The following is a 24,024-nucleotide window of genomic DNA, read 5'->3' as shown; positions in this document are numbered from 1 at the left end:
TTCGCGACAGAATACGCCCGGAGCGGGATTTGAACCCGCGTCACAACCGTGACAGGGTTGTATGATGGGCCACTACACCATCCGGGCTGACTACACTCAACTGTAGACCGGGAATACAACTTAAGACTTTGCAAAGAATCCCGGTATGTGAAGGGGGCACGTCCGCTCGCTCGGCTCACTCATCCGTCACGAGTGCGACGTCGTGGAACTCGAAACGAGCGCCGCCGTCCTCCGGCGCCACCACTTCGAGTGTCCACTCGTGGGCTGCGGCGATCTCGGCGACGATCGCGAGGCCGAAGCCCGTCCCGTCGTCCTGCGTCGAATAACCGTGTTCGAGGACGTCCTCCCGGCGGTTCTCCGGGATGCCACAGCCGTCGTCGGCGACGTAGAACCCGTCGTCGAATGCCCCGACGGTGATGGTCAAGGTATCAGGCGTGTTTTCGGCCCTACCGTGATCGAGCGCGTTCACCAAGAGGTTCTCGAAGCATCGCTGAATCCTATCGGGATCGCCGGAGACGTTCGGGAGTGGACCGTCGATCGCTAGCTGACCACGATCGTCGCCCGCGACTCGCCATCCGCTGTGGACGACGTCTTCCAGATCGACCGACACTGGATCCTCGACGGCCGCGCCCTCGCGTGCGAGGGCGAGCGTGTCTTCGATCAGCGCCTCGATCCGATCGAGCGACCACTCGAGGTCCTCGAGGCGATCCCTGGCTCCCGGCGGAAGGTCGTACTCGCCGAGCAGATCGACCTGTCCGGTGGCGACGGCGAGTGGGTTCCGAATGTCGTGTGAGAGCACGCCGGCAAATCGGTCGAGCCGCTCGTTCTGGCGTTCGAGCGCACGCTCGCGCTCGATTCGATCGGTGATTTCGACCGTGATGCCGACGATCCCGGCGACGGTGCCGTCTGCGTCGTACCAGGGTGCTTTGGTCGTGGAGTTGTGGAAGGTATCGCCGAGTGGATCCTCGGCGGATTCGGTGAAATTGACCATCGGCTCCTCGGTTTGCATGATCCGCCGTTCCTGCAGGTGGGTTTCCTCGGCCAGCTCTGGGGAGTAGAGGTCGAAATCCGTCTTCCCGAGCAGGTCCTCTCGGCTGTGTAGGCGCTTCCCGTCCGCCGTCGTAATGACACTCTCCTCGTCGAAGGCGATCGCAGAGCCACTGACCGCGAGGTGTCGACCGAGACGGTCTTTGACGTAGATCGACGCCCAGCGCGGCAGACTCGTCAGCAGTGCCTCGAACATCGGCATCGATTCGGCCGGCACCGTGGACGCTGTCGACGGGCGGCCTTGCTCCTCGTCTTCGTTTCCCGGCGCCTGCGTGGGACGGGTAGTTAGCCGCCGAAGCTGCGAGCGAAGTAGATCGACGCTGCCGCCATCGCGGACGGGCACGTACGCGTCGATTTCGACGTTGACAGCGGCCGCCGCCAGTACCTCCGAGGGCTGGGACGGGTAGAGCACGATCGGAACCGACGGATACCGATCGTTGACCCAGCTTGCGACTGCGAGTCCGTCCACTGTCGGTGGGTCGTGATCGACGAGAACGCAGGCAGCATCGTCTGGAAGCGGTCGCTCGAGCCCACCGCCGCTTGCCGAGACATGCGCGACGTCGAACTCCTCGTCAGCATCGAGCGTCCGAAGATCGTGCGAGAGGTCGCCGTCTCCAGAGACGTACGCGATGCACGCTGACACGGGGTATCGTTGCAGTGGGGGGTGGATAAACACTCTTGCCCACCTGCGGGCTCGAGAAACTACTCGGTCGGTCGAGCGCAGGCTCGTTCCGCTCCGGTCGACGCTGGCGCCTTCTACGGTATGCTGGAATCTCCCAAACGACTATTAGGACGAGTGGCGAAGCCGTAGGTACACATCGTTACACGTCGTCTCGAACGCGGCGATCGGCGGGGTCGGCCGTAGCCTCTGCCAGCGGATGTAACAAGCGTTAAGGGGTTGCCGCTGCGTAGCTATCTGTAGTATCTCGTGACAGCCGCTTCTCCCCTAGTCAACACATGGTAGACGTCAGCCAGCACGAACTCGTTCCAGAGCACGAGGTCGTCGAGGACGCCACCCTCGATGAGGTGCTCGACGAGTACGACATCAAACGCACAGACCTGCCCAAGATCAAACGGTCCGATCCGGCGCTCCCCGACGAGGCGACCGTCGGCGACGTGATCGAGATCATCAGGGATTCCCGAACGACCGACCGCGCCAAAACGTACCGACTGGTGGTAGACTAATGGATCGACAGGATCGACGCGCGATCTCCCGGGAGTACTTCTCCCAGGAACGACTGGCGGAGCATCATTTCCGATCGTTCAACGACTTCCTCGACCGGGGCATGCAGCAGGTCGTGGACGAGAAGGAGACCATCGACACCGACATCGGCGACAAGGAGGGCGAAGAACCCGTCCACGTCGAGCTCGGCGAAGTGCGGGTCGTCACCCCCCGCGTACGGGAGGCAGACGGCAGCGAGGAGCTGCTCTACCCGCAGGAAGCGCGCCTCCGGAACATCACCTACTCCGCGCCCGTCTTCATGGAGATGGCGATCGTGAAGGGCGACGAGGAGCAGGGCGAGGATCGGGTCGTTGACCGGACCGAGACCAAGATCGGCCGGATGCCGATCATGGTCGGGTCGAACAAGTGTAACATCAACGGCTTCTCCGACGACGAGCTCATCGAGATCGGAGAGGACCCCGCCGACCCCGGCGGCTACTTCTGTGTCAACGGCTCCGAGCGCGTGCTGATGACCAGCGAGGACCTCGCACCGAACAAGATCCTCGCGGAGTACGACACCAAGTACGGCGACGAGATTCAGGTCGCCAAGACGTTCAGCCAGCGCCGTGGCTACCGCGCGCTGGTGCTCGTCGAGCGCAACCGCGAGGGGCTGCTCGAGGTCTCCTTCCCGTCGGTCTCGGGAAGCATCGACTTCGTCACGCTCGTCCGCGCGCTCGGTCTCGAGTCCGACGAGGAGATCGTTCACCGCGTCTCCGACGACCCGGACATCGTGAAGTTCATGCTGGAGAATCTGGAGGCCGCGGACGTTCAGACCGAGGAGGAGGCCATCGAGACTCTCGGCGAGCGCGTTGCCAGCGGGCAGGGCAAGAACTACCAGCTCAAACGCGCCAACTACGTCATCGACCGCTACCTCCTGCCGCACCTCCACGAGGAGGGCGTCGACGAGGAGGAGGTCCGCATCAACAAGTCGTTCTACCTGTGCCGGATGGCCGAGGCCTGTTTCGAGCTCGCACTCGAACGCCGCGAATCCGACGACAAGGACCACTACGCGAACAAGCGGCTGAAGGTCAGCGGCGACCTGATGACCGACCTGTTCCGGACGGCACTCAACAAGCTGGCACGCGACGTGAAGTACCAGCTCGAGCGCGCCAACATGCGTAACCGGAATCTCTCGGTATCGACCGTCGTTCGTTCCGACGTGCTCACCGAGCGCCTCGAGCACCCACTGGCCACCGGGAACTGGGTCGGGGGTCGCTCCGGCGTCTCACAGCTCGTCGACCGCACCGACCACATGGGCGTTCTCTCACACCTTCGCCGTCTGCGCTCTCCGCTGAGCCGATCGCAGCCACACTTCGAAGCACGCGACCTGCACGCCACGCAGTGGGGCCGCGTCTGCCCCTCCGAGACGCCGGAGGGACCGAACTGTGGGCTGGTGAAGAACTTCGCCCAGGCGATGGAGCTGTCACAGGACATCGAGGACGACCGGGAACTGAAACGGGAGCTCGCGTCGATGGGTGTCGAGGGTATCCCCGGCATCGAGGGCGTCGAGCGACGAGCGGAGGGAGACTGACATGGCAAGCCAACAGCGCGAGGCGAAAGTATACGTCAACGGGAGCCTGGTCGGGACGCATCCCGACCCCGAACGGCTCGCAGCACAGGTACGCGAGGCCCGCCGCCGTGGCGAGGTTTCGGAGATGGTCAACGTCTCGGTCAAGGACCGGACACAGGAGGTCATCATCAACGCGGACGCGGGCCGAGCCCGCCGTCCGCTGATCGTCGTTGACGAGGGCGAGCCGCTGCTCGACGACGACGAGCTCGACGCGCTCGAAGACGGTGACATCAGCTTCGAGGATCTCGTCGAGGCTGGTTACGTCGAGTTCATCGACGCCGAGGAAGAGGAGGACATCTTCGTCGCCGTCGACGAGGAGGAGTTGACGGAGGACCACACGCACCTCGAGATCGACCCGCAGCTGATGTTCGGTATCGGCGCGGGGATGATCCCTTACCCCGAGCACAACGCGAGTCCCCGCATTACCATGGGCGCAGGGATGATCAAGCAGTCGCTCGGACTGCCGGCGGCGAACTACCGGATCCGACCGGACACGCGCCAGCATCTCCTCCACTACCCGCAGCTCTCGATGGTCAAAACGCAGACCACCGAACAGATCGGGTACGACGACCGCCCCGCGGCCCAGAACTTCACGGTCGCGGTCATGTCCTACGAGGGGTTCAACATCGAGGACGCGCTCATCCTCAACCAGGGCTCGGTCGACCGCGCGCTCGCTCGCTCCCATTTCTTCCGTACCTACGAGGGCGAGGAACGCCGCTACCCCGGTGGACAGGAAGACCACTTCGAGATCCCCGATCAGGACGTTCGCGGCGCACGCGGGGAGGAGGCGTACACCCACCTCGACGACGACGGCCTCGTCAATCCCGAGACTCAGGTCGGCGAGAACGACGTGCTGCTCGGGAAGACCTCGCCGCCGCGATTCCTCGAGGAGCCCGACGACATGGGCGGTCTCTCACCCCAGAAGCGGCGTGAAACCTCCGTGACGATGCGCTCCGGAGAGTCCGGGGTCGTCGACACGGTCACGCTGATGGAGGGCGAGGACGGCTCGAAGCTGTCGAAGGTCTCCGTCCGTGACGAGCGGATTCCGGAGATGGGCGACAAGTTCGCGTCCCGCCACGGCCAGAAGGGGGTCGTCGGCCACATCGCACCGCAGGAGGACATGCCGTTCACGGAGGACGGCGTCGTCCCCGACCTGATCGTCAACCCGCACGCGCTCCCTTCGCGGATGACGGTCGGCCACATTCTCGAGATGATCGGCGGGAAGGTCGGTGCGCTGGAAGGCCGGCGCGTCGACGGAACGCCGTTCCTCGGTGAGGACGAAGATGAGCTGCGCGGTTCGCTGGAGGATCACGGCTTCAAATCCTCCGGCAAGGAGGTCATGTACTCCGGCGTCACCGGCGAGAAGATCGACGCGGAGATCTTCGTCGGCTGTATTTTCTACCAGAAGCTCTACCACATGGTCTCCAACAAGATCCACGCCCGCTCGCGCGGGCCGGTGCAGGTTCTTACCCGCCAGCCCACCGAGGGTCGAGCGCGGGAAGGTGGCCTGCGTATCGGGGAGATGGAACGGGACGTCTTCATCGGGCACGGCGCTGCCATGACGCTGAAAGAGCGCCTGCTCGACGAGTCCGACCGCGAGTTCATCCCGATCTGTGCACAGTGTGGAATGGCTGCCGTGGAGAACGTCGAGCAACGTCGCGTTTACTGTCCGAACTGCGACGAGGAGACAGATATCCACGACATCGAGATGAGCTACGCGTTCAAGCTCCTGCTCGACGAGATGAAGGCGCTCGGCATCGCTCCGCGCCTCGAACTGGAGGACGCAGTCTAACATGGTCCGAGAAACGACACCCAAGACGATCGGGTCGCTCAGCTTCGGCCTGATGAACCCCGAGGAGTACCGCGAGATGAGCGCGACGAAGGTCATCACGGCCGACACGTACGACGACGACGGGTTCCCCATCGACATGGGGCTCATGGACCCGCGACTGGGCGTGATCGACCCCGGGCTGGAGTGCAAGACGTGCGGCAAGCGATCCGGCTCCTGTAACGGCCACTTCGGCCACATCGAACTCGCCGCGCCCGTCATTCACGTCGGTTTCACGAAACTCATCCGCCGCCTGCTGCGTGGGACCTGTCGGGAGTGCTCCCGGCTCTGTCTCACCGAGGAGGAGAAGGAGGAGTTCCGTGGCAACCTCGACCGGACCCGCGAGCTCTCCGAAGACGTCGACGACGTCACGAAGGCCGCGATCCGGCAGGCCCGCAAGAAGGATCGCTGTCCCCACTGTGGCGAGGTTCAGTACGACATCCAGCACGAGAAGCCGACCACGTACTACGAGGTACAGGACGTGCTGGCCGCCGACTACTCCGAGCGCATCGCCGCCGCGATGCAGCCCGAGGAGGACGAAGACGGCGAGGAGATTTCCGAGGGCATCGCGCCCCCGGAGCTCGCAGAGGAGACCGAGATCCCCCTCGATCGGATCCAGTCGATCATGTCGGGCGAGCACCGCCCGCGAGAGGAGGACCGCAAGGCCCTCGAGAAGGCGCTCGACGAAGACCTGACCGAGGAGGACACGAACAAGCTGATGCCCAGCGACATCCGGGACTGGTTCGAGGCCATTCCGGACGAGGACATCGAGACGATCGGGATCTCCGCGGAGAAATCCCGGCCCGAGTGGATGATCCTCACCGTCCTCCCTGTCCCGCCGGTCACCACGCGACCGTCGATCACGCTGGACAACGGGCAGCGCTCCGAGGACGACCTCACCCACAAGCTGGTCGACATCATCCGGATCAACCAGCGGTTCATGGAGAACCGTGAGGCCGGCGCACCCCAGCTGATCATCGAGGACCTCTGGGAGCTGCTCCAGTACCACGTTACGACGTTCATGGACAACGAGATTTCGGGAACACCGCCGGCACGACACCGCTCCGGCCGGCCCCTGAAGACCCTCTCCCAGCGGCTCAAGGGGAAGGAGGGTCGGTTCCGCGGATCCCTCTCCGGGAAGCGCGTGAACTTCTCCTCACGGACCGTCATTTCTCCGGACCCGACGCTCTCGCTCAACGAGGTCGGTGTCCCCGACCGCGTCGCGACGGAGATGACACAGACGATGAACGTCAACGAGCGGAACCTCCCGAAGGCCCGTGGCTACGTCTCCAACGGGCCCGAGGCCCACCCGGGCGCGAACTACGTTCGCCGACCCGACGGTCGCCGACTAAAGGTGACCGAGAAGAACTGTGAGGAGCTCGCGGAGAAGGTCGAACCCGGTTGGGAGGTCAACCGACACCTGGTCGACGGTGACATCGTGATCTTCAACCGGCAGCCGTCGCTGCACCGGATGTCCATCATGGCCCACGAGGTCGTCGTGATGCCGTACAAGACGTTCCGGCTGAACACGACGGTCTGTCCGCCGTACAACGCGGACTTCGACGGCGACGAGATGAACATGCACGCACTCCAGAACGAGGAGGCGCGTGCAGAGGCCCGCGTGCTCATGCGGGTCCAGGAGCAGATCCTCTCGCCCCGCTTCGGCGAGAACATCATCGGCGCCATCCAGGACCACATCTCCGGGCTCTATCTACTGACGAACCAGAACCCCGGCTTCAACGAGACGCAGGCACTCGACCTGCTTCGACAGACCAGCATCGACGAGCTGCCCGAGGCGGACGGCCAGGACGAGCAGGGTGAACCGTTCTGGTCCGGCCACACCCTTTTCTCGGAGCTGCTACCTGCTGGTCTCGATCTCGAGTTCACGTCCTCTGCCGGCGACACCGTCGTCATCGAGGACGGCGACCTGATCGAGGGGACCATCGACGAGGACGCCGCCGGTGCCTTCGGCGGCGAGGTCGTCGACACGATCGCGAAGGAGTACTCGAAGACGCGAGCACGCGAGTTCGTCAACGAGGTCGCCGCGCTCGCGATGCGGACGATCATGCACTTCGGGTTCTCGATCGGGATCGACGACGAGACGATCTCCGGGGCAGCCCAGGAGCGCATCGACGAGACGATCGAGGACGCCTACGACCGCGTCAACGAGCTGATCGAGACCTACCGTGCGGGCGAACTCGAATCCCTGCCCGGCCGAACGGTCGACGAGACGCTCGAGATGCGGATCATGCAGACGCTCGGCAAAGCGCGTGACAACGCCGGTGACATCGCGGAGGAGAACTTCGACGAGGAGAACCCGGCGGTCGTCATGGCCGAGTCCGGTGCGCGTGGGTCGATGCTGAACCTCACGCAGATGGCCGGCTGCGTCGGTCAGCAGGCAGTTCGTGGCGAACGAATCAACCGCGGGTACGAGGGGCGTACGCTGAGTCACTACAGCGCAGACGATCTCTCCGCCGACGCCCACGGCTTCGTGGAGCACTCCTACACCGACGGTCTCGAACCGCGGGAGTTCTTCTTCCACGCGATGGGTGGTCGCGAGGGGCTCGTCGACACGGCAGTCCGGACGTCGAAGTCCGGCTATCTCCAGCGTCGGCTGATCAACGCGCTCTCCGAGCTGGAGACCCAGTACGACGGCACCGTCCGCGACACCTCCGACACGATCGTTCAGTTCGAGTTCGGCGAGGACGGCACCTCGCCCGTCGAGGTGTCCTCTTCGGAGGACCACGACGTCGACGTCGAGGGGATCGCCGACGCGATTCTCGACGAGGAGTTCGAGAGCGAACAGGAGAAAGAGGCCTTCATCGGCACGGAGGCCCCGGAGACGAACCTCTCCGAACACGGCGAGTCCTGGCGGGTGGAATCCGATGACTGACGTAACAAGCCAACACGAGGCGGTCGTGGAGGGCTCCGAGCTCCCGCTTCGCCTCAAAGAGCGAGTGTACCGCGCGATCGAGGACCGTGACGTCGACTCGGTCGAGCAGGTCGAGGAGATCACGCACGCAGTCGAGGCGGAGTACATGGACTCCCGCGTCGATCCGCTCGATCCCGTCGGCACCGTGAGCGCCCAGTCCATCGGGGAGCCGGGAACGCAGATGACGATGAACACGTTCCACTACGCGGGCGTCGCGGAGATCGACGTTACCCAGGGACTTCCGCGTCTCATCGAGCTCGTGGACGCCAGGAAGGAACCCGACACGCCGATGATGACGGTGTTCCTCGAGGAGGAGTACGCCGACAGCCGGGAGAAGGCTCACGAGGTCGTCTGGCAGATCGAGGCGACGAAAATCCTCGCGCTCGGTGACGTCTCGACGAACGTCGCGGACATGAACGTCATCGTCGACCTCAACGAGGAGACGCTCCTCGAGCGCTGGCCGACCGAGGACGACGCGACGGAGGTCGCCACCGAGATCGCGAGCACGATCGAGTCCGCGCTCGGCGTCGAAGCGATCCAGCAGGATACCACCATCCAGTTCGGGCCCGACGAGCCGTCCTACCGCGATCTCCTCCAGCTCGTGGAGGAGCTCCGCGAGATTACCTTCAAGGGGATCGAGGGTATCAGCCGGGTCGTCGTTCGCAAGGAGGAGACGGAGGCCGGCGAGGAGTTCGTCCTCTACACCGAGGGATCGGACTTCGGTACGGCGCTGGACATCGACGGCGTCGACGCCTCCCGGTGTTCGACGAACGACATTCACGAGGTCTACCGCAACCTCGGCGTCGAGGCCGCCCGCGAATCCATCATCAACGAGACGATGGAGACGCTGGAGGAGCAGGGTCTCGACGACGTGAACGTTCGCCACCTCATGCTCGTCTCGGACATCATGTGCAACAACGGCGAGATCGAGTCCATCGGCCGGCACGGCATCTCCGGCTCGAAGGACTCGGTGCTCGCCCGTGCGGCGTTCGAGGTCACGGTCAACCACCTGCTCTCCTCGGCGATCCACGGCGAGATCGACGAACTCGACGGCGTCACCGAGAACGTCATCGTCGGCAAGCCGATCAAGCTGGGCACCGGTGACGTCGACCTCCGGATGGGGTCGTTCGTCGCCGACGGCTCTGCGGACTGAGCGGGACGGTATCTGATTCTCATTTCATGCGCGCGACGATCGAAGTCACGTCGACGGGGAGGCTCGCGTAGCGAATGACCTCGCGTACACTCACAGACGAGGCTCGACGGACGCTTGCACTGTTCGAGGAGCTGACCGACGTCGCCGGAATCGACTGCGTGATCGACGACGAGTTCGACCGTGCGATCGTCTTGGTCTCGCCCACCGACATGGCCCAGGCGATCGGGCCGGGTGGCGAAAACGTCCGAGCTGCAGAGGAGGAACTCGGACGGACGGTCAAACTCGTCGAGGATGCCGACACGCCGACAGATTTCGTGGCGAACGCACTCGCGCCCGCTGCAGTGCTAAATGTCACGATCAGCGAGAACGACGACACCGTCGCCTACGCCGAGGTCGCCGACGCCGACGTCGGCGTCGCGATCGGAGAAGATGGCCGGAACGTCGAGGCGGCGCGGACGATGGCCCGGCGCCATTTCGGTCTCGACGACGTCGAGTTGGCGTAGCCGTCTCCGTGTTTCGCCGATGGCTGTTTCTCTGAGCGAGTCCCAATTCCGTTCCCGTCACTGATTCGCACACCAACCGAACCATTAGGCACTGCTGGGCTTCACCGTGTGGGGTGAATGATCTCTTCCCCGAACGAATCGAGACGGAGCGGCTCGTCTTCGAACCGATGTACGAGGTCGACGTAAACGTGCTGTACGAGGTCTGTGCAGCGGACGAGGGGATCGAGGTGGTCACGGAGTACATGCCCTGGGACCCCCACGACACGCCGAAGGAGACCGCGGAGTTTCTGAAGCGTCAGGCCGACCAGTGGGAGGACGGCGATTCAGCCGGCTACGTCGTGCGGCCCGCCGATGGCGAGGACGGTGGCGGCGAGATCGCCGGCTCGACAGCTCTCCACGTCGACTGGGACAAGCGACTCGGTACGATCGGCCTCTGGCTCCGGAAGGGGTTCTGGGGCCGTGGCTACTCCGGTGAGCGCGCCGGCGCACTCCTGGCCGTCGCGTTCGACCACCTCGATCTGGAAGTGGTCGCGGTGACTCACATGATCGGCAACGAAAAATCCCGTCGTGCGATCGAGGCGTACGTCGACCGGTTCGGCGGTCGCCACGAGGGGCTCCTTCGGAACTTCGAGCCCGCTGACCTCGAAACCGGCGGTGCCGTCGACGCCCACCGGTACACGATCTCCGCCGAGGAGTTCGCGGCGAACCGTGGGGAACCTCCGGCGGTGACGTTCGATCCCGAGACGTGATCCGGTGATGGGGACCGAATCACCGTGTCGACAGTGGTAAGAGCCGTGCCCGAATAGCCCGGCGCAATGAAGGAGGCCGCGGGCGAAGACGCTGCCAGCGGACCCGGTGAAGTCACGGTCGTCGGTACCGCGCACGTCTCCGAGGAGAGTGCGGACCGTGTCCGGTCGGAGATCACGGAGCACGATCCCGACGTCGTCGCTGTCGAGCTCGACGAAGCGCGTTACCGCCAGATGGTGGAGGACGAGGCTCCGGACGACCTCGAGCCTGCGGATCTGCTCTCGGGCAACACCGTCTTTCAGTTCCTCGCGTACTGGATGCTCTCCTACGTCCAGAACCGGCTGGGCGATCGCTTCGACATCGAGCCAGGTGCGGACATGCGCGCGGGCGTCGAAACCGCAGAAGAGCAGGGCCGCGGGCTCGCGCTCGTGGATCGCGACATCCAGCAGACCGTCCAGCGGTTCTGGGCACGGCTGACGATACGGGAGAAACTCGGTCTCGTCGGCGGTCTCGCCGTTGGAGCAGCGGACGGACCGATGATCGGCCTGTCGATGGGTGCCGCGCTCGGGCTCCTGTTCGGCATCGTCGGCGGCCTCGCTATCGCCCCGATGATGGGCCTCGGCGGCGTGTTCGCCCTCGGGCTCGGTGGGACGATTGCCGCCGGAATTGTCGGTGGCGTCGTCGTCGGTGCCCTTCTCGGGCTGGTCGTCGGCGTGGGGATCGTACCCCCGATCTCCGTCCCTGGCCTCGGGTATCTCGGCGCAATCGAACGGTCCGCTCTCGGGCTGCTCGGTGGGGTCGTCGCCGGCGGCGCACTGGCAGCAACGGGGGCGGCCATCCCACTGGTCGGACCGCCCGACTTCACCGCCATGGGAGGAACCGTGCTGCGGGGGCTCGTGGGTGCGCTCACTGGGAGCGCTATCGGCGGCGCAGTCGGTGTGGCGCTGGGGACGGCCTTCGGGCCGAGTGGGGACGCCGGTGAGGAACTCGACGAGTTCGATATCGAGTCGCTCACCGACGCCGACGTCGTCACTGCTATGATGGAGGAGTTCCGGCAGTTCTCTCCCGGTGGAGCCGAAGCCTTGATCGACGAGCGCGACGCCTACATCGGCCACAAACTGGTCGCTCTCCGAGAGGATGGCTACGACGTCGTCGCGATCGTCGGTGCTGGCCACCGCGAGGGCATCGAGTCGTATCTCGCGGCACCGGAGACGTTGCCGTCGATGGAGTCGATCACCGGGACGGAGTCCACCGGACGGTTCTCCTGGGGGAAGGCATTCGGTTACCTGATGCTGGTGGGCTTTATCGCCTTCTTCGGGCTGCTCGCCCTGGGTGGCGCACAGAACGTTTTCCTCCTGAAGCTCTTCGCGGCCTGGTTCCTGTTCAATGGCGCATTTGCGTTCACCGCCGCTCGGCTCGCCGGTGCGCGGCTCGACTCGGCAGCCGTGGGCGGCGGCGTCGCCTGGCTGACGAGCATCAATCCGCTGCTCGCGCCGGGCTGGTTCGCTGGTTACGTCGAGCTTCGGCATCGGCCGGTCAACGTCGCCGACATCGGTACGCTCAACGAGCTGCTGGACGACCAGGAACGGCCGATCGGCGACGTCCTCGGTGACATGCTGGACGTGCCGCTGTTCCGGCTGATCGCTGTGGTCGCAATGACGAACGTCGGCAGCTTCGTCGCCTCAATTCTCTTCCCGTTCGTCGTCCTCCCCTTCTTCTTCGAAGGCGTGGGGGGTATCGGAGAGGTCGGTGACCTCATGCTCGAGGGCGTGAAAAACGGTGCTGAGCTGTTGATCGAGCTGGTGACCTGACGATGCCTACGGACTCCTCTGCCCCTACGATGGCGTGTCCCCGATCGGTGGGTGTCCGCAGATGAGTGTTCAGAACCGTCGGGAGGACAGGTCACTCGCCTTCTCGCGCCGTGAGATCCGCGACCTCGGCGCCGCGTGGATCGTCCTTTCCATCGCATTCACGATCTTCGTCGGGCGTCCGGCCCCGCTCGCGAATCACCCTGGTTGGGCGGTCCAACTGCTGTTAGTGTGCCTGCTCTCGGTCGGCGTCGCCTTCATGCTCCACGAGCTTGCACACAAGGTGACCGCCGTCCACTTCGGCCAGCTCGCCGAGTTCCGGGCGGACTACAACATGCTCGGGCTCGCCGTCCTCGGGTCACTCGCCGGATTCATCTTCGCTGCGCCGGGGGCCGTCCACCACGTTGGGCGAATCACGAACCGCGAAAATGGATTGATCGCTCTCGCCGGCCCGGTGGCGAATCTCGCGCTCGTGGCCGTGTTCCTTCCCCTCTTGGTCTTCGAGGGTATCGTCTGGCGCATCGGTGCGTTCGGCGTCTTCGTCAACGCGTTTTTGGCGGCGTTCAACCTGCTGCCGTTCGGGCCTCTCGACGGGCGGACGGTCTACGAGTGGCACCCTGCCGTCTTTGCAGGGGCCTTCGTGGCGAGCGTTGGGTTGGTCGCTGGCGTGCTGTTGACGATCGGGTTCCCGATCTAGGCCCTGCGAACGAACACTCTGGTGAGCTATCGAGACATGCGCTCAGGTGGTCCGCTCCTCGGATTTGTTCCGAGGAGGTGCGACCAGTACCCATAGGGTGCCACGGGACGAACTGTTCCTATGGCAACGCTCGACGTCGAGGACGATTTCGACGTCCACGAGTATCGCTCTTCGCTGAAGCTGTTGCGACAGGACGACGATTCGATGACACTCGCGAACCGCGACGATCTCGGTTGTCCCGCCTGCGGTCGGCCGTTCGACCGTCTGTTCGTGACGGACGATTCGACGGTGACGTTCTCGAGTGCCCCAAACGGCCCGATCTGTCTCGCCAGGACCGAGGACAGCGTGTTGGTACTAACCCATTAGCTACCGCTTTGTGGGGCTGTTCGGCCCCTGACCGAGCAAAAGGCCTATAATCGATCCTCGGTTACGCTGAGGTAGACATGGTAGCTACACCCCTGTTCGGGATTCCGATGGGTCCGGAGGTCATCGTCATCCTGCTCATCGCAATCCTGCTGTTCGGTGCGAACAAGATTCCCAAGCTTGCCCGCTCGACCGGTCAGGCGATCGGTGAGTTCGAGAAAGGAAAGACGCAGGCGGAGAAGGAACTCGAGGACATCCGTAGTGGGGACTCCGACGTGACGCAGGTCGACGGCGACGCTGAGACCTCCGAGACGACGGAGACGTCCAGCTCCGGAGCCGACGACCGCAGCTCCAGCGAGTAACGCGGTATTTCTTTTCTCGGGGCGCGTGGCCTAGTGGACAGGGCAAGGGGTTCCTAACTCCTGGATCGCGGGTTCGAATCCCGCCGCGCCCGTCTCTTTACTCGGTCGTCGACGGGCGCGGCGACCTTCGCATATTCGCTGGATTTGCTCAGTCCCGCCGCACTCGGGTGGTTCGAACGGACGCCGACGCGCCCGTTCGTCATCACGAAAATCTCCGATTTTCGGACGACAGCGCCAAAAGGAGCGAACCGACACGCGGGACCTGTTCCTCGGCGACGTGGAGTGGATAATCCAGTCTCTTCGACACACGTCGAGAACCACACGTGCCGATCCTACGGATTCTCGGATAGTTCCGTGGCCGAAGCACGGAAGTATCTCCATTGCTTGAGTGTGAGTGGAACACACGCCGCAGCGGTGCCGGGGACATAAACCCGATACTCTCCTTCCACCCTGGCAGTTATATTTATGGGTTTGAAATTACAATAAACCCACAAACTGTTCGCGTCTCGTGTCAGTAAATCGCCGACGGTGACCGGGTAAGCCCGGCCTTACTCGTCTCTGCTGTGAGCTACTGCGATATTATCAACTAACATTTATTAACAAAAGGTTTTTTGCTTGACCAGCAGAACGGTGTGAGCAATGGCTATTGACGAGGCTGATAATGCCGAATCCGGACAGCTTGGGGAGTCCGACGATTCGGAGTCCACGGGCGACTCGGCTCCGGGTAATTCCGGACCGGATCCCGTCGCAGTCGGGCGGTACTCGTGGGCAGATTTCATGGAGGATCACGGTCTCGACGACGAGGTAAGTGATCTGTACCCGCACGGGCGGCCCCAGTCACAGGCGGCTGCCGACGTCGGTCTGAGCAGCGGTGACGACGTCGAACGCCAGGTCCCCACTGGCACGGACTGGAACCGCGTGTCGTTCGATCCGGCGGAGTATCTCGGCTTTCACCCGGACGACCTCAGAGAGCGGATCGTCGAAACCGCAGGTCCGAACGGCAAGTGGCTCAGCTCCGAATTCGAGGAGTTCGCCGATCCGACGACGACGCCCGTCGTCAAGGACGAGTGGATGTGGGAGCATTTCAAACGAGAGTACTACTACGAGGACGACGGCTCCCGCCCTCGCGACTCCGACGGATCGGTCGATCAGTTCGACTCCACTGACTACCTGTCTTTCGACGCAGACGATACTGAGGAGGAACTCGCTCGAGCCGGCTCGATCGCCAGAGAACTCGACGAACTCGTCGAGAAGCGGACGGTCGACGTCGAACCAGAAGTCGACGAGGACGAGTTTTTCTCGGACGAGCACGGAAACTCGACCGTCACGAACCGGTACGACCTCGAGAAGGCCGTGCCGATGGAGAAGAAGGAACATTTCGTCGAGGAGGACCGCTACTGGGTAAACAAACCGTACGCGTTCGTCGTTTTGTTCCACTCCCGGAAGGAAAACGAGAAGAAGTACTACGCCATCGAGCCGTACCTCAACGAGATCGAAGACGACCTCCGCGAGTTCCTGATCGGCAAACTCCGCACTGCGATCAAGTACGCCGACGAGGAGGTTGCCGCCGGTGCGGACAGCACTGAAGCGGAACGGCGTGCAGTGATCGAGCGTGAGACGAAGCGACTGCTCGACCGGTACGATCTATTCGATGGCTCGGTCGAGGACGTCACCGGCGGCGGTGCGAGCGGTGATGAGGGGATCCTCTCCGGCCTGATGGCGATGTTCAACGACGGGGGAGAGGTCGACGAAAACGAGGAGGACTCGGCACCCGATCAGCTCGCAGGCATCAGCGTCCGGCCGGAGCCCGCAGTGCTCGAGGACGACGCCGAGACGCTCTCAGAGTACCAGATTGAGAAGCTACTCTACTTGCTGAAACGGGACTTCATCGGATACGAGCGGATCGACCCGATCAAACACGACATCAACGTCGAGGACATCTCCTGTGACGGGTACAACTCCCCCGTCTTCGTCTATCACACCGACTACGAGCAGATCATTTCGAACATCTACCACGGCAGGGCCGAACTGGACGACTTCGTCGTGAAACTCGCCCAGCGGTCCGGAAAAGGTATCTCGAAGCGACGGCCGCAGGTCGACGCGACCCTGCCCGACGGCTCGCGTGCCCAGCTCACGCTCGGACGCGAGGTTTCCGACCACGGGACGAACTACACCATCCGGCAGTTCAAAGACGTCCCGTTCACGCCGATCGACCTGATCAACTGGAACACGTTCTCACTCGAGGAGATGGCATTCCTCTGGCTCTGCATCGAGAATCACAAGAGCCTGATCTTCGCCGGCGGTACTGCGTCGGGGAAGACGACGAGCCTGAACGCCGTTTCGCTGTTCATCCCGTCGAACACGAAAATCGTCTCCATCGAGGACACGCGGGAGGTCGAACTGCCACAGCGAAACTGGATCGCGAGCGTCACCCGGCCGTCGTTCTCCGACGATGCCCAGGGTGACGTCGACGAGTTCGATCTGCTGGAGGCCGCACTGCGCCAGCGACCGGATTACATCGTGATGGGCGAGATCCGTGGTGAGGAGGGCCGGACGCTGTTCCAGGTCATGTCGACCGGGCACACGACCTATACGACGTTCCACGCGGACTCCGTCGGCGAGGTCCTCAAGCGGTTCACCACCGAGCCGATCAACGTCTCGAAGACGATGTTCACCGCGCTGGACCTCGTCTCGATTCAGACTCAGACCAGGGTCCACGGACACAAGGTTCGCCGGAACAAGACGCTAACTGAAGTCAACCACTACGACGCCGAAAACGACGAGATCAACGTTCAGGACGTCTACCAGTGGCAGGCAGAGACTGACGAGTTCCTCAAGCTGGGAGATTCGAACACGCTCGAAGAGATCAAGTTCGATCGCGGGTGGAACGATCAGCGCCTTCAGGAGGAGCTGTTCAAGCGGGAGATCATCCTCGCGTATCTGATCAAAAACGGCCTGAACGAGTACCGAGAGGTTGCGGCGACGGTCCAGGCCTTCATCAACGATCCCGACACGATTCTCACGTTGATCGCCAACGGTCAGCTCGAAGACAGCCTCGAGGACCTCCGCGAGATGGAGAGCGTCCTGATCGACGTCGATCCAGCGAAGGAGGAACTCGTTCCACGACCCGACCCCGACGACGAGGGGTACAACCTCGCGATGAGTATCATCGAGGACGCCGAAGAGTCGCTCTTCGACGAGTACCGTGGGAAATCGGTCGAAGGCCTCGAGACCGCCCTCGACGGCGTTTCAGCAGGCGAGGATGCGATTCCCGAGCCCGAAGAGGAGGAGATCAGCTTCGAAGGCGAGGTTGCCGACGGCTTCGAGAGCGAGTTCACCTTCGGCGACGATTCTGCACCGTTCGGCGGAGACGACGTCGCCGAAGCCGGTGCCGATTCGGCCGAACCGGAGGCGGCCGCCTCGGCGGACGACGAGGACGATCCCTTCTCCGGTGGTCCCGACTGGTTAGGCGGTGACGACGAGACCGAGGACATCTGGGCGGACGCGCGGGAAGCACTCGAAGGAGGTGCCGAGCCCGACGAAAGCGAGGCGCCTGACGCCACCGAATCGACAGATGAAACGGCGGACGGTACCACCGATAGACCGACTGCGGAGGCCGAACTCGAGAGTGGGGATGAGGCTGCCGACGAAGATCCATCGCTCGACGCCGCAGCGTCTGAAGGCGCCGAACTGGAGAGCGATGAGTCACCCTCGCCATCTGCGCTCCCCGATGACCAATCCTCGACCGAAGCGACGGACGACGAGGACCCGTCCCCACCAGAACTCGACGAGGGCGACGACACTCAGCCAGACGCCGAAGCCGAAGCGAGTGCGATCGACGATGCTGACGACTCCACCGACGAGGTCGAGGACGCGGATGCACCTGTCGCGGATCCGGGAACGGGTGACGAATCGACGACAGGGAGTGATCGGGCGGACGGCCAGTCAACAGATGCCGGCTCCACAGACGCAGCGGAGGAGCAACCGTCGGACGTCCAGGACGGGCCCCCAGACTCTGCCGACGAACCATCGACAGAAACGGACGATGGTGACGCCGCCGCTGCTGCGACGGACACCGCCGACCCCGCGGAGGGTGTCGACGCACCCGCTGACGAAAACGAATACGTGGCCCAGGACGAGTCCGCTGGTCAGGCCGAATCAGTTGTTCAGGATGATACCGATGCGTCCCAGGACGCTGTGGACACCGATCCTGACGAGGATCCGTTCGACCGCGTGCTCGAAGAGTCCGGATCGGACAACGTTGACGACGATCTCTCGGCGGAATCGACGGACGAGGCAGGTTCGGATTCCGAAGCGTCCGGTCCGTTCGGCTCGGATTCCGACGCCGATTCACCTTTCGAGGACACCGACGAGGATCCCTTCGGCGGCACCGGTGGCGGCCCCTTCGCCGATCAACCAGACGACGAGGAGAGCGAGACCACGTCAAACTCCGATTCGCCGTCGGATCCGTTCGACGACGATCCGTTCAGCAACGACGGTCCGTTCGGGGGTAGTGAGACCGACGACGCCGACGGAGACGAGGACGAATGAGCCTGGATACCCTCGGCGAGTCTGGACAGGGGACCACCGTATCGGGAGCCGATTCGCTGGGAGACGCCTTCTACCCACTCTACGAACGTCTGTTTTCAGAGGACAGCGAGTTCGTCGGCGATCTGGAGACGAAGCTCGCACAGGCCCGAATGGCCGACACCGTCGAACTGTACATATCGCGAGCGCTGGCGATCGGAACGATCACCGGTGTCTCGCTGTGGATCGTCGGTACGCTGCTCGGCTACCTGCTGTTCGCGACCGGTATGATCGATCTCGGCTCCGCAGTCATCGTTCAGAACGTCTCTTCCGGCGTCGCCGACGTACTGAAACTGCTCCGGGTGCCGTTGCTCGTTCTGGTGACGGGACTGGTGTTCGGATCTTTAGGATTCGTGATGGGGTTCGGCGTGCTCATCGCCGTTCCCTACTCGCGGGCCTCGACCCGCAAGCGGGAGATCAACATGCTCCTGCCCGACGCAGTTGCGTTCATGTACGCCCTGTCGGTCGGCGGACTGAATCAACTCGAAATCCTCCAGGCGATGGCGGAGGCCGACGACACATACGGTGAGGTGTCCCGCGAGTTCAAATCCATCGTTCAGGAAACGCAGTACTTCGACACGGACTATCGGACAGCGATCCGAAATCAGGCGCTGTCGACTCCCAGTGACGAACTTGCGCAGTTCCTGACGGACATGCTTTCGATCGTCTCCAGCGGTGGGAACATGCAGGCGTTCCTCGACGACAAGAAGGACAAGCACATGCGCACCGCCAAGCAGCAACAGGAGATGACCCTAGAGACCCTGGAGCTGTTCGGGGAGATGTACATGACGCTCTCCCTGTTCCCGCTTCTCCTCATCATCATTCTCGTCATCATGATGATGATCGGCGAGGCCCAGTCGATGATGATCTACGCAACGGTCTACGCGCTCGTGCCACTGACCGGGCTCGGCTTTCTGGTTCTAGTTTCGACGGTCAAACAGGACGAGGTTGGTGACGGCTTCCTGATGCCGGGGAGCGGTAGCGAACGCCTCCGTCAGCAACAGCGGAGCGGGCTGCTCAATCTCGGCCTCGTCGAGACGTTCACGGGTGAGTACAGCGTCTTCGATCGGATCAAGAATCGCGAAGGAAGCTACGAGGCCACGCAGATCATCAAGAAGCCGCATCTGTTCTTCCGGGAGAGTCCGCTCTACACGCTGGCGATTACGGTCCCTCTCGCGCTGGTAGTCGTCGGGACTGCGATCGGAACCGGGTCCGCGCCGACGACCTGGCAGGGAATGATCGACGCGCCAGTCTGGGGGACCTTCCTCTTCGTCTACCTTCCCGCCTACATGGTGCTCGTCCCACTGACGGTCTTCTACGAGTGGAACGTTCGCTCGCGGTACGGGGTCACCAACAATCTCTCCGACAACCTTCGGAAGCTCTCTAGTGCGAACGACACCGGGCTGACGCTCTTGGAGTCGTTCTACACCGTCGCGGACACCACCTCCGGGAAGCTCGCAACTGAGTTCCAGACGATGCACGCGAAGGTCAACTACGGAATGAGCCTCCGCGAGGCACTCGTCGAGTTCAACAACAAGTACCATATTCCGCGTCTCGCACGCACAGTCAAACTCATCAGCAAGGCCCAGGAGGCGTCCAGCCAGATTACCGACGTTCTCCGTACCGCAGCGACTGCCAGTGAGAATCAAGACGACATCAACCGTGAGCGGAAATCCAGGACGCGTATGCAGGTCGTCATCATCATGATGACGTTCCTCACGCTGCTGGCGGTCATGGCCATTCTACAGACGCAGTTCCTCGAAACGATGGCCGAACTGACTTCGGGGACCGACCAGGACTCGCTCGAACAGGCAGGTGGAAGTTTCAATCTCGGAGCGATCGACCCATCCGAGCTCTCGCTGTTGTTCTTCCACGCGGTCACGATGCAGGCGATCCTCTCGGGGTTCATCAGCGGCTACATGCGCGACGCGGACATCCTGAGTGGCGTCAAATACGTGGTCGTTCTCCTGACCATCGCGCTGTCTGTATGGATGTTCGTCGGATAGCATGAACTCGGACAATCACTCTCGCGGCGATCGCAACCGTGGCCAGACCGCGCAGGACTTCGCCGTCGGAATCGGCCTGTTCCTGCTAGCTGTCGCCTTCGTCTTCGCATTCGTTCCACAGGTCGTCGCCCCCTACGACGTCGGGGTGGGTCCGAGCGAATCGGCCCAGGCGGACCGCGCAGCAACTCTCATCGTCGGCAATCTCTCGGTCGAGGAGCGGCCTAACGAGATCAGCAACGCATCGACGTCGGGGTACTTCGCGGCTCTGGACGTTTCCACGCTCCAGAACCGAACGGGGCTTCCCTTCTCCTCGCGGATCAACGTGACCGTCACCAACGTGACGACGGACGATCCCGTCTGGTCCGGCGGGGCCCTCCACAGAGAGGGTCGGGAGGCAGCCACTGCGACGCGTATCGTTCGAACTAACGATCCCAGTACGTGCGAGCCAGCCTGTGAGCTGGTCGTACGGGTGTGGTGAGATGACGGGCTCATCCGATCGGGGTCAGGCGTACACCCTCGAATCCCTGGTCGCTGCACTACTGTTGGTGACAGCGGTGCTGTTCGCTCTCCAGGCGGTCGTCATTACGCCCACGAGTGCGGGAGCGCAGGACCGTGACGTGCAGTCCCAGCGCCATCAGGTGGCCAGTGACCTGCTCACCACTGCCGCGAACGACGGTGAGCTCTCGCGACTCGCTCGATACTGGGACTGCTCCGACGGTGGATTCGCTGATGCCGGCAGAACTGACACCTGGGTCCCACGGGATGGATATCCATCTGATGAGGTTCCGATCGACGATTTCGGATCGGCGATAAATCAGACGTTCGACGCGGGGACGCGATACAACGTAGAGCTCGTGTACGCCAGCGGGGACGAGCAGAACGTGTCTCGAATCGTCTACCAGGGGACGCCAGGATCCGACGTCGTCACAGCATCACATACGATAGCGCTGACCGATGGCCAGCTGGTGACCGGTCCGAATTCGGGTAGCGAAACGATCGGTGATTGTGCAGATAGCGATTCCCCACCGATCCCGGACGAGCACGGCGAGGTCTACAATGTCGTCGAGATCAGGGTGGTGCTATGGTGAGCGACGATCGCGGCCAGCTCATCCTGGTGGGTGCCATCGCGATCGCACTGGTGGTTCTTGGACTCGTGCTGATAGTCAACACCGCACTGTTCACGCAGGTCGTCGGCTCGGAGGGGACGGTAGAGTCGGCGAAGGAAGGTGGCGTAACCGGGCAGGAAGTCGGTAACGCGATGGGGGCAGTTATCGCCGAGGAGAATCCGACCTCATCGATGGCAGACAGTGAATTCGACGAACTGAACCGCGCTTTGGCAAATCGGACCCTCGAGGGAAGCGGTGCCTTCGTTTCGCTGGAGTATATCGACTCGGTCGAAAACGGCTCGATAATTGAGCAGGATACGACGGGCAATTTCACGAACAACAATGGTTCCGGTTCCTGGGATCTCATCCGTTCGTCCAAGTCGGGTGATATCGGGAAATTCCTCGTGACAATCGATACGGATAGCAGCAGTAGCGGTACTCTAGAGATCGATATTGCCGGAAGCAGCAATCTCGACGTAACTGTCGATGCGGGCACCGACGAGGTAACGATCGACGACGGGAGCACCCAGTGTACCGATATTCAGGCGACAGGAAACACCGTTCGAATCGACGTCCGTCATGGGACCGTTTACGAAGATAACTCGTGCCGGTTCGACGCACTTGGCGGTGACAGTCCCTATTCAGTCGAGTATTCGGGGGATCTAACTGACGTCGAAGGGACGTATTCGATCGTCACCAATTCCACAGTGCCAGAGGATTCTCGATACGACGATGGCAGCGATCCATCCGTTTCGGATGCGATCTGGTCTTTCGAGTACGCGTTCACGTACGACTCGCAGGACGCCACTGTCGAGAGCGAGGGTAGGGTGATCGACGTCTATGACTGACGAACGTGGCGTCTCGATTACGGTCACGCACGTGATGACCATCGGGATCACGACGATTCTGATCGCCGGTCTCCTGCTCGGCGCCGGCAACATGCTCGAGGACCAGCGGCGGAACACCGGCGATCAGGAGCTTCGGACGATCGGCGACCGGGTTGCCACGGAGCTGGTGACCGCCGCGGACCGTGGTAACCGAACGAGCGCCACGGTCCTGGTTCGATCGAGTCAGCCTGGTTCGTCCGTCGGTGGCAGCTATCGCGTCACACTCACTGACAGCACCGATTGCTACCAGGGATCGGGCTACGACGGTTGCCTCGAACTGAACGCCTTCGCAGAGAATATCGACGTCGAGGTACCGGTGAGCCTCCCCGATGGCGTCTCTGTCGAAGGTGGATCCGCGCAAGGTGGCCGCATCGTCTCGGTGTACAACCACTCCGATTATACGGTGACGATCCGAGGTGACGGCACATGAACGATCGCGCCGTCAGCGAGGTGATCGCGTTCGTTCTCATCTTCTCGATCGTGATTACGTCCGTGGGGCTGCTCTACACGGCCGGGTTCGGTAGCATCGATCAGATACAGGAGGACGAAACCGATCGGAGTGCACAGCGGGCGTTTAGCGCGTCTGCGGTCGCGCTGCAGGATATCCAGCGCGGACAGGGTGAACACCGGGCGTTCGACGTCGAACTCTCCGGGCGGACCATGGCGGTCAACGAATCCTTGAATCTCTCCGTCTACGTCGACGGTTCGTACGAGGCGTCCGCTACAGGCGGTATCGTCTACGGTCTGGGGGCGGACACGAAGATCGTCTATCAGTCTGGAGCGGTGATCCGCAGCGACGGACCGGACTCCCAGACCGTGATTCGTGGGCCGGAGTTCACGTGCAGGGACGGCCACGCAGTGGTGTCGATCGTGTCGATCGATGGCCCCTCTGGTGCAGTGTCGAGTGACGGGTCCATCGAGATCCGCGCCGACGGGCCACTTCCTGGTGATGAAACACTGCTCACTGCGACGGACAGTGCGTCAAAGGTCAGCGTCGAGTACGATGGCACCCCGTACGATGACGCCTGGCAGCGGTACTTCGACGATCAGGGATGGGATACTGTAACTGACGAAAAGGCGACCTGTACGGTCAACGACGTGTCCGTCCGTCACGTTCCGATCGACCTCGAGTTCGCTGGCGTCTAGAGCGCTGGCACCTCTTTTCAGCGGTTTCGGAAATCAGATATAGCGCTACGAACGAAACCG

The 24,024-nt window shown here is 62.8% G+C and carries 19 protein-coding genes and 2 tRNA genes; 19 read left to right on the top strand and 2 right to left on the bottom strand.

The annotated features are described in order from the left end of the window. Window positions 1–14: 14 nt before the first annotated feature. Window positions 15–87: transfer RNA gene (locus tag MXF70_RS13330), tRNA-Asp, on the bottom strand. 88 nt (window positions 88–175) lie between these two features. Continuing rightward, the gene (locus MXF70_RS13325; RefSeq protein WP_248516156.1) at window positions 176–1,690 is read right to left on the bottom strand and encodes a receiver/sensor box histidine kinase; all 1,515 of its coding nucleotides are present in this window, start codon (window positions 1,688–1,690) and stop codon (window positions 176–178) included. Window positions 1,691–2,004: 314 nt separating this feature from the next. On the opposite strand from MXF70_RS13325, the gene MXF70_RS13320 reads away from it, so the two are divergent. The 19 genes from MXF70_RS13320 (at window position 2,005) to MXF70_RS13230 (ending at window position 23,964) form a co-directional block, all read left to right on the top strand. Continuing rightward, window positions 2,005–2,232, top strand: coding sequence for a DNA-directed RNA polymerase subunit H (locus tag MXF70_RS13320; RefSeq protein ID WP_248516155.1), 228 nt, complete (start codon window positions 2,005–2,007; stop codon window positions 2,230–2,232). After that, the gene (locus MXF70_RS13315; RefSeq protein ID WP_248516154.1) at window positions 2,232–3,800 is read left to right on the top strand and encodes a DNA-directed RNA polymerase subunit B''; all 1,569 of its coding nucleotides are present in this window, start codon (window positions 2,232–2,234) and stop codon (window positions 3,798–3,800) included. The genes MXF70_RS13320 and MXF70_RS13315 overlap by 1 nt, the downstream gene beginning before the upstream one ends. A 1-nt stretch (window position 3,801) precedes the next feature. Continuing rightward, complete coding sequence (gene rpoB / locus MXF70_RS13310) at window positions 3,802–5,631, top strand: DNA-directed RNA polymerase subunit B (protein ID WP_248516153.1); 1,830 nt, start codon at window positions 3,802–3,804, stop codon at window positions 5,629–5,631. Window position 5,632: 1 nt separating this feature from the next. Next, a complete protein-coding gene (locus MXF70_RS13305) occupies window positions 5,633–8,560 on the top strand; it encodes a DNA-directed RNA polymerase subunit A' (RefSeq protein ID WP_248516152.1) in 2,928 nt (975 codons plus the stop codon). After that, window positions 8,553–9,752: a DNA-directed RNA polymerase subunit A'' gene (gene rpoA2 / locus MXF70_RS13300; RefSeq protein WP_248516151.1), complete on the top strand. Its 1,200-nt coding sequence runs from the start codon at window positions 8,553–8,555 to the stop codon at window positions 9,750–9,752. The genes MXF70_RS13305 and rpoA2 overlap by 8 nt, the downstream gene beginning before the upstream one ends. A gap of 74 nt (window positions 9,753–9,826) precedes the next feature. Further along, complete coding sequence (locus tag MXF70_RS13295) at window positions 9,827–10,255, top strand: NusA-like transcription termination signal-binding factor (protein ID WP_248516150.1); 429 nt, start codon at window positions 9,827–9,829, stop codon at window positions 10,253–10,255. A gap of 113 nt (window positions 10,256–10,368) precedes the next feature. Next, a complete protein-coding gene (locus MXF70_RS13290) occupies window positions 10,369–11,004 on the top strand; it encodes a GNAT family N-acetyltransferase (RefSeq protein ID WP_248516149.1) in 636 nt (211 codons plus the stop codon). 66 nt (window positions 11,005–11,070) lie between these two features. Next, on the top strand, window positions 11,071–12,813 hold the full coding sequence (locus MXF70_RS13285; RefSeq protein ID WP_248516148.1) for a TraB/GumN family protein: 1,743 nt from the start codon (window positions 11,071–11,073) through the stop codon (window positions 12,811–12,813). A 61-nt stretch (window positions 12,814–12,874) separates the two neighbouring features. Further along, window positions 12,875–13,507: a zinc metalloprotease gene (locus MXF70_RS13280; RefSeq protein ID WP_248516147.1), complete on the top strand. Its 633-nt coding sequence runs from the start codon at window positions 12,875–12,877 to the stop codon at window positions 13,505–13,507. 120 nt (window positions 13,508–13,627) lie between these two features. Further along, window positions 13,628–13,873, top strand: a complete 246-nt coding sequence (locus MXF70_RS13275) for a DUF7385 family protein (protein ID WP_248516146.1) — start codon at window positions 13,628–13,630, stop codon at window positions 13,871–13,873. Window positions 13,874–13,950: 77 nt separating this feature from the next. Next, a complete protein-coding gene (gene tatA, locus MXF70_RS13270) occupies window positions 13,951–14,232 on the top strand; it encodes a twin-arginine translocase TatA/TatE family subunit (RefSeq protein ID WP_248516145.1) in 282 nt (93 codons plus the stop codon). Between the two features lie 19 nt (window positions 14,233–14,251). Further along, window positions 14,252–14,324: transfer RNA gene (locus MXF70_RS13265), tRNA-Arg, on the top strand. 547 nt (window positions 14,325–14,871) lie between these two features. Further along, window positions 14,872–18,783: an ATPase, T2SS/T4P/T4SS family gene (locus tag MXF70_RS15455; RefSeq protein ID WP_248516144.1), complete on the top strand. Its 3,912-nt coding sequence runs from the start codon at window positions 14,872–14,874 to the stop codon at window positions 18,781–18,783. After that, window positions 18,780–20,825 (top strand): type II secretion system F family protein, encoded by a 2,046-nt coding sequence (locus tag MXF70_RS13255; protein WP_248516143.1) that lies wholly within the window; start codon window positions 18,780–18,782, stop codon window positions 20,823–20,825. The genes MXF70_RS15455 and MXF70_RS13255 overlap by 4 nt, the downstream gene beginning before the upstream one ends. Window position 20,826: 1 nt before the next feature. Continuing rightward, entirely contained in the window at window positions 20,827–21,303 is a 477-nt protein-coding gene (locus tag MXF70_RS13250) for a DUF7287 family protein (protein WP_248516142.1), read from the top strand. A gap of 1 nt (window position 21,304) precedes the next feature. Continuing rightward, complete coding sequence (locus tag MXF70_RS13245) at window positions 21,305–21,913, top strand: DUF7288 family protein (RefSeq protein WP_248516141.1); 609 nt, start codon at window positions 21,305–21,307, stop codon at window positions 21,911–21,913. Continuing rightward, complete coding sequence (locus MXF70_RS13240; RefSeq protein ID WP_248516140.1) at window positions 21,907–22,779, top strand: hypothetical protein; 873 nt, start codon at window positions 21,907–21,909, stop codon at window positions 22,777–22,779. Before MXF70_RS13245 ends, MXF70_RS13240 begins: the two co-directional genes overlap by 7 nt. Continuing rightward, window positions 22,772–23,248, top strand: a complete 477-nt coding sequence (locus MXF70_RS13235; RefSeq protein WP_248516139.1) for a DUF7266 family protein — start codon at window positions 22,772–22,774, stop codon at window positions 23,246–23,248. Before MXF70_RS13240 ends, MXF70_RS13235 begins: the two co-directional genes overlap by 8 nt. Then, a complete protein-coding gene (locus tag MXF70_RS13230; RefSeq protein WP_248516138.1) occupies window positions 23,245–23,964 on the top strand; it encodes a DUF7289 family protein in 720 nt (239 codons plus the stop codon). The genes MXF70_RS13235 and MXF70_RS13230 overlap by 4 nt, the downstream gene beginning before the upstream one ends. The last annotated feature ends 60 nt before the right edge of the window (window positions 23,965–24,024 follow it).

The organism is Salinarchaeum laminariae (assembly GCF_023204835.1).
GTDB lineage: Archaea > Halobacteriota > Halobacteria > Halobacteriales > Salinarchaeaceae > Salinarchaeum > Salinarchaeum laminariae.
Note: the sequence above shows the minus strand (reverse complement) of the source record. Positions and strands in the feature narration are given on the sequence as shown.

Coding starts and splice junctions, on each gene's coding strand:
- MXF70_RS13320 (WP_248516155.1), top strand. CDS start 2,005: ATGGTAGACGTCAGCCAGCACGAACTCGTTCCAGAGCACGAGGTCGTC.
- MXF70_RS13315 (WP_248516154.1), top strand. CDS start 2,232: ATGGATCGACAGGATCGACGCGCGATCTCCCGGGAGTACTTCTCCCAG.
- rpoB (WP_248516153.1), top strand. CDS start 3,802: ATGGCAAGCCAACAGCGCGAGGCGAAAGTATACGTCAACGGGAGCCTG.
- MXF70_RS13305 (WP_248516152.1), top strand. CDS start 5,633: ATGGTCCGAGAAACGACACCCAAGACGATCGGGTCGCTCAGCTTCGGC.
- rpoA2 (WP_248516151.1), top strand. CDS start 8,553: ATGACTGACGTAACAAGCCAACACGAGGCGGTCGTGGAGGGCTCCGAG.
- MXF70_RS13295 (WP_248516150.1), top strand. CDS start 9,827: ATGACCTCGCGTACACTCACAGACGAGGCTCGACGGACGCTTGCACTG.
- MXF70_RS13285 (WP_248516148.1), top strand. CDS start 11,071: ATGAAGGAGGCCGCGGGCGAAGACGCTGCCAGCGGACCCGGTGAAGTC.
- MXF70_RS13280 (WP_248516147.1), top strand. CDS start 12,875: ATGAGTGTTCAGAACCGTCGGGAGGACAGGTCACTCGCCTTCTCGCGC.
- MXF70_RS13275 (WP_248516146.1), top strand. CDS start 13,628: ATGGCAACGCTCGACGTCGAGGACGATTTCGACGTCCACGAGTATCGC.
- tatA (WP_248516145.1), top strand. CDS start 13,951: ATGGTAGCTACACCCCTGTTCGGGATTCCGATGGGTCCGGAGGTCATC.
- MXF70_RS15455 (WP_248516144.1), top strand. CDS start 14,872: ATGGCTATTGACGAGGCTGATAATGCCGAATCCGGACAGCTTGGGGAG.
- MXF70_RS13255 (WP_248516143.1), top strand. CDS start 18,780: ATGAGCCTGGATACCCTCGGCGAGTCTGGACAGGGGACCACCGTATCG.
- MXF70_RS13250 (WP_248516142.1), top strand. CDS start 20,827: ATGAACTCGGACAATCACTCTCGCGGCGATCGCAACCGTGGCCAGACC.
- MXF70_RS13245 (WP_248516141.1), top strand. CDS start 21,305: ATGACGGGCTCATCCGATCGGGGTCAGGCGTACACCCTCGAATCCCTG.
- MXF70_RS13240 (WP_248516140.1), top strand. CDS start 21,907: ATGGTGAGCGACGATCGCGGCCAGCTCATCCTGGTGGGTGCCATCGCG.
- MXF70_RS13235 (WP_248516139.1), top strand. CDS start 22,772: ATGACTGACGAACGTGGCGTCTCGATTACGGTCACGCACGTGATGACC.
- MXF70_RS13230 (WP_248516138.1), top strand. CDS start 23,245: ATGAACGATCGCGCCGTCAGCGAGGTGATCGCGTTCGTTCTCATCTTC.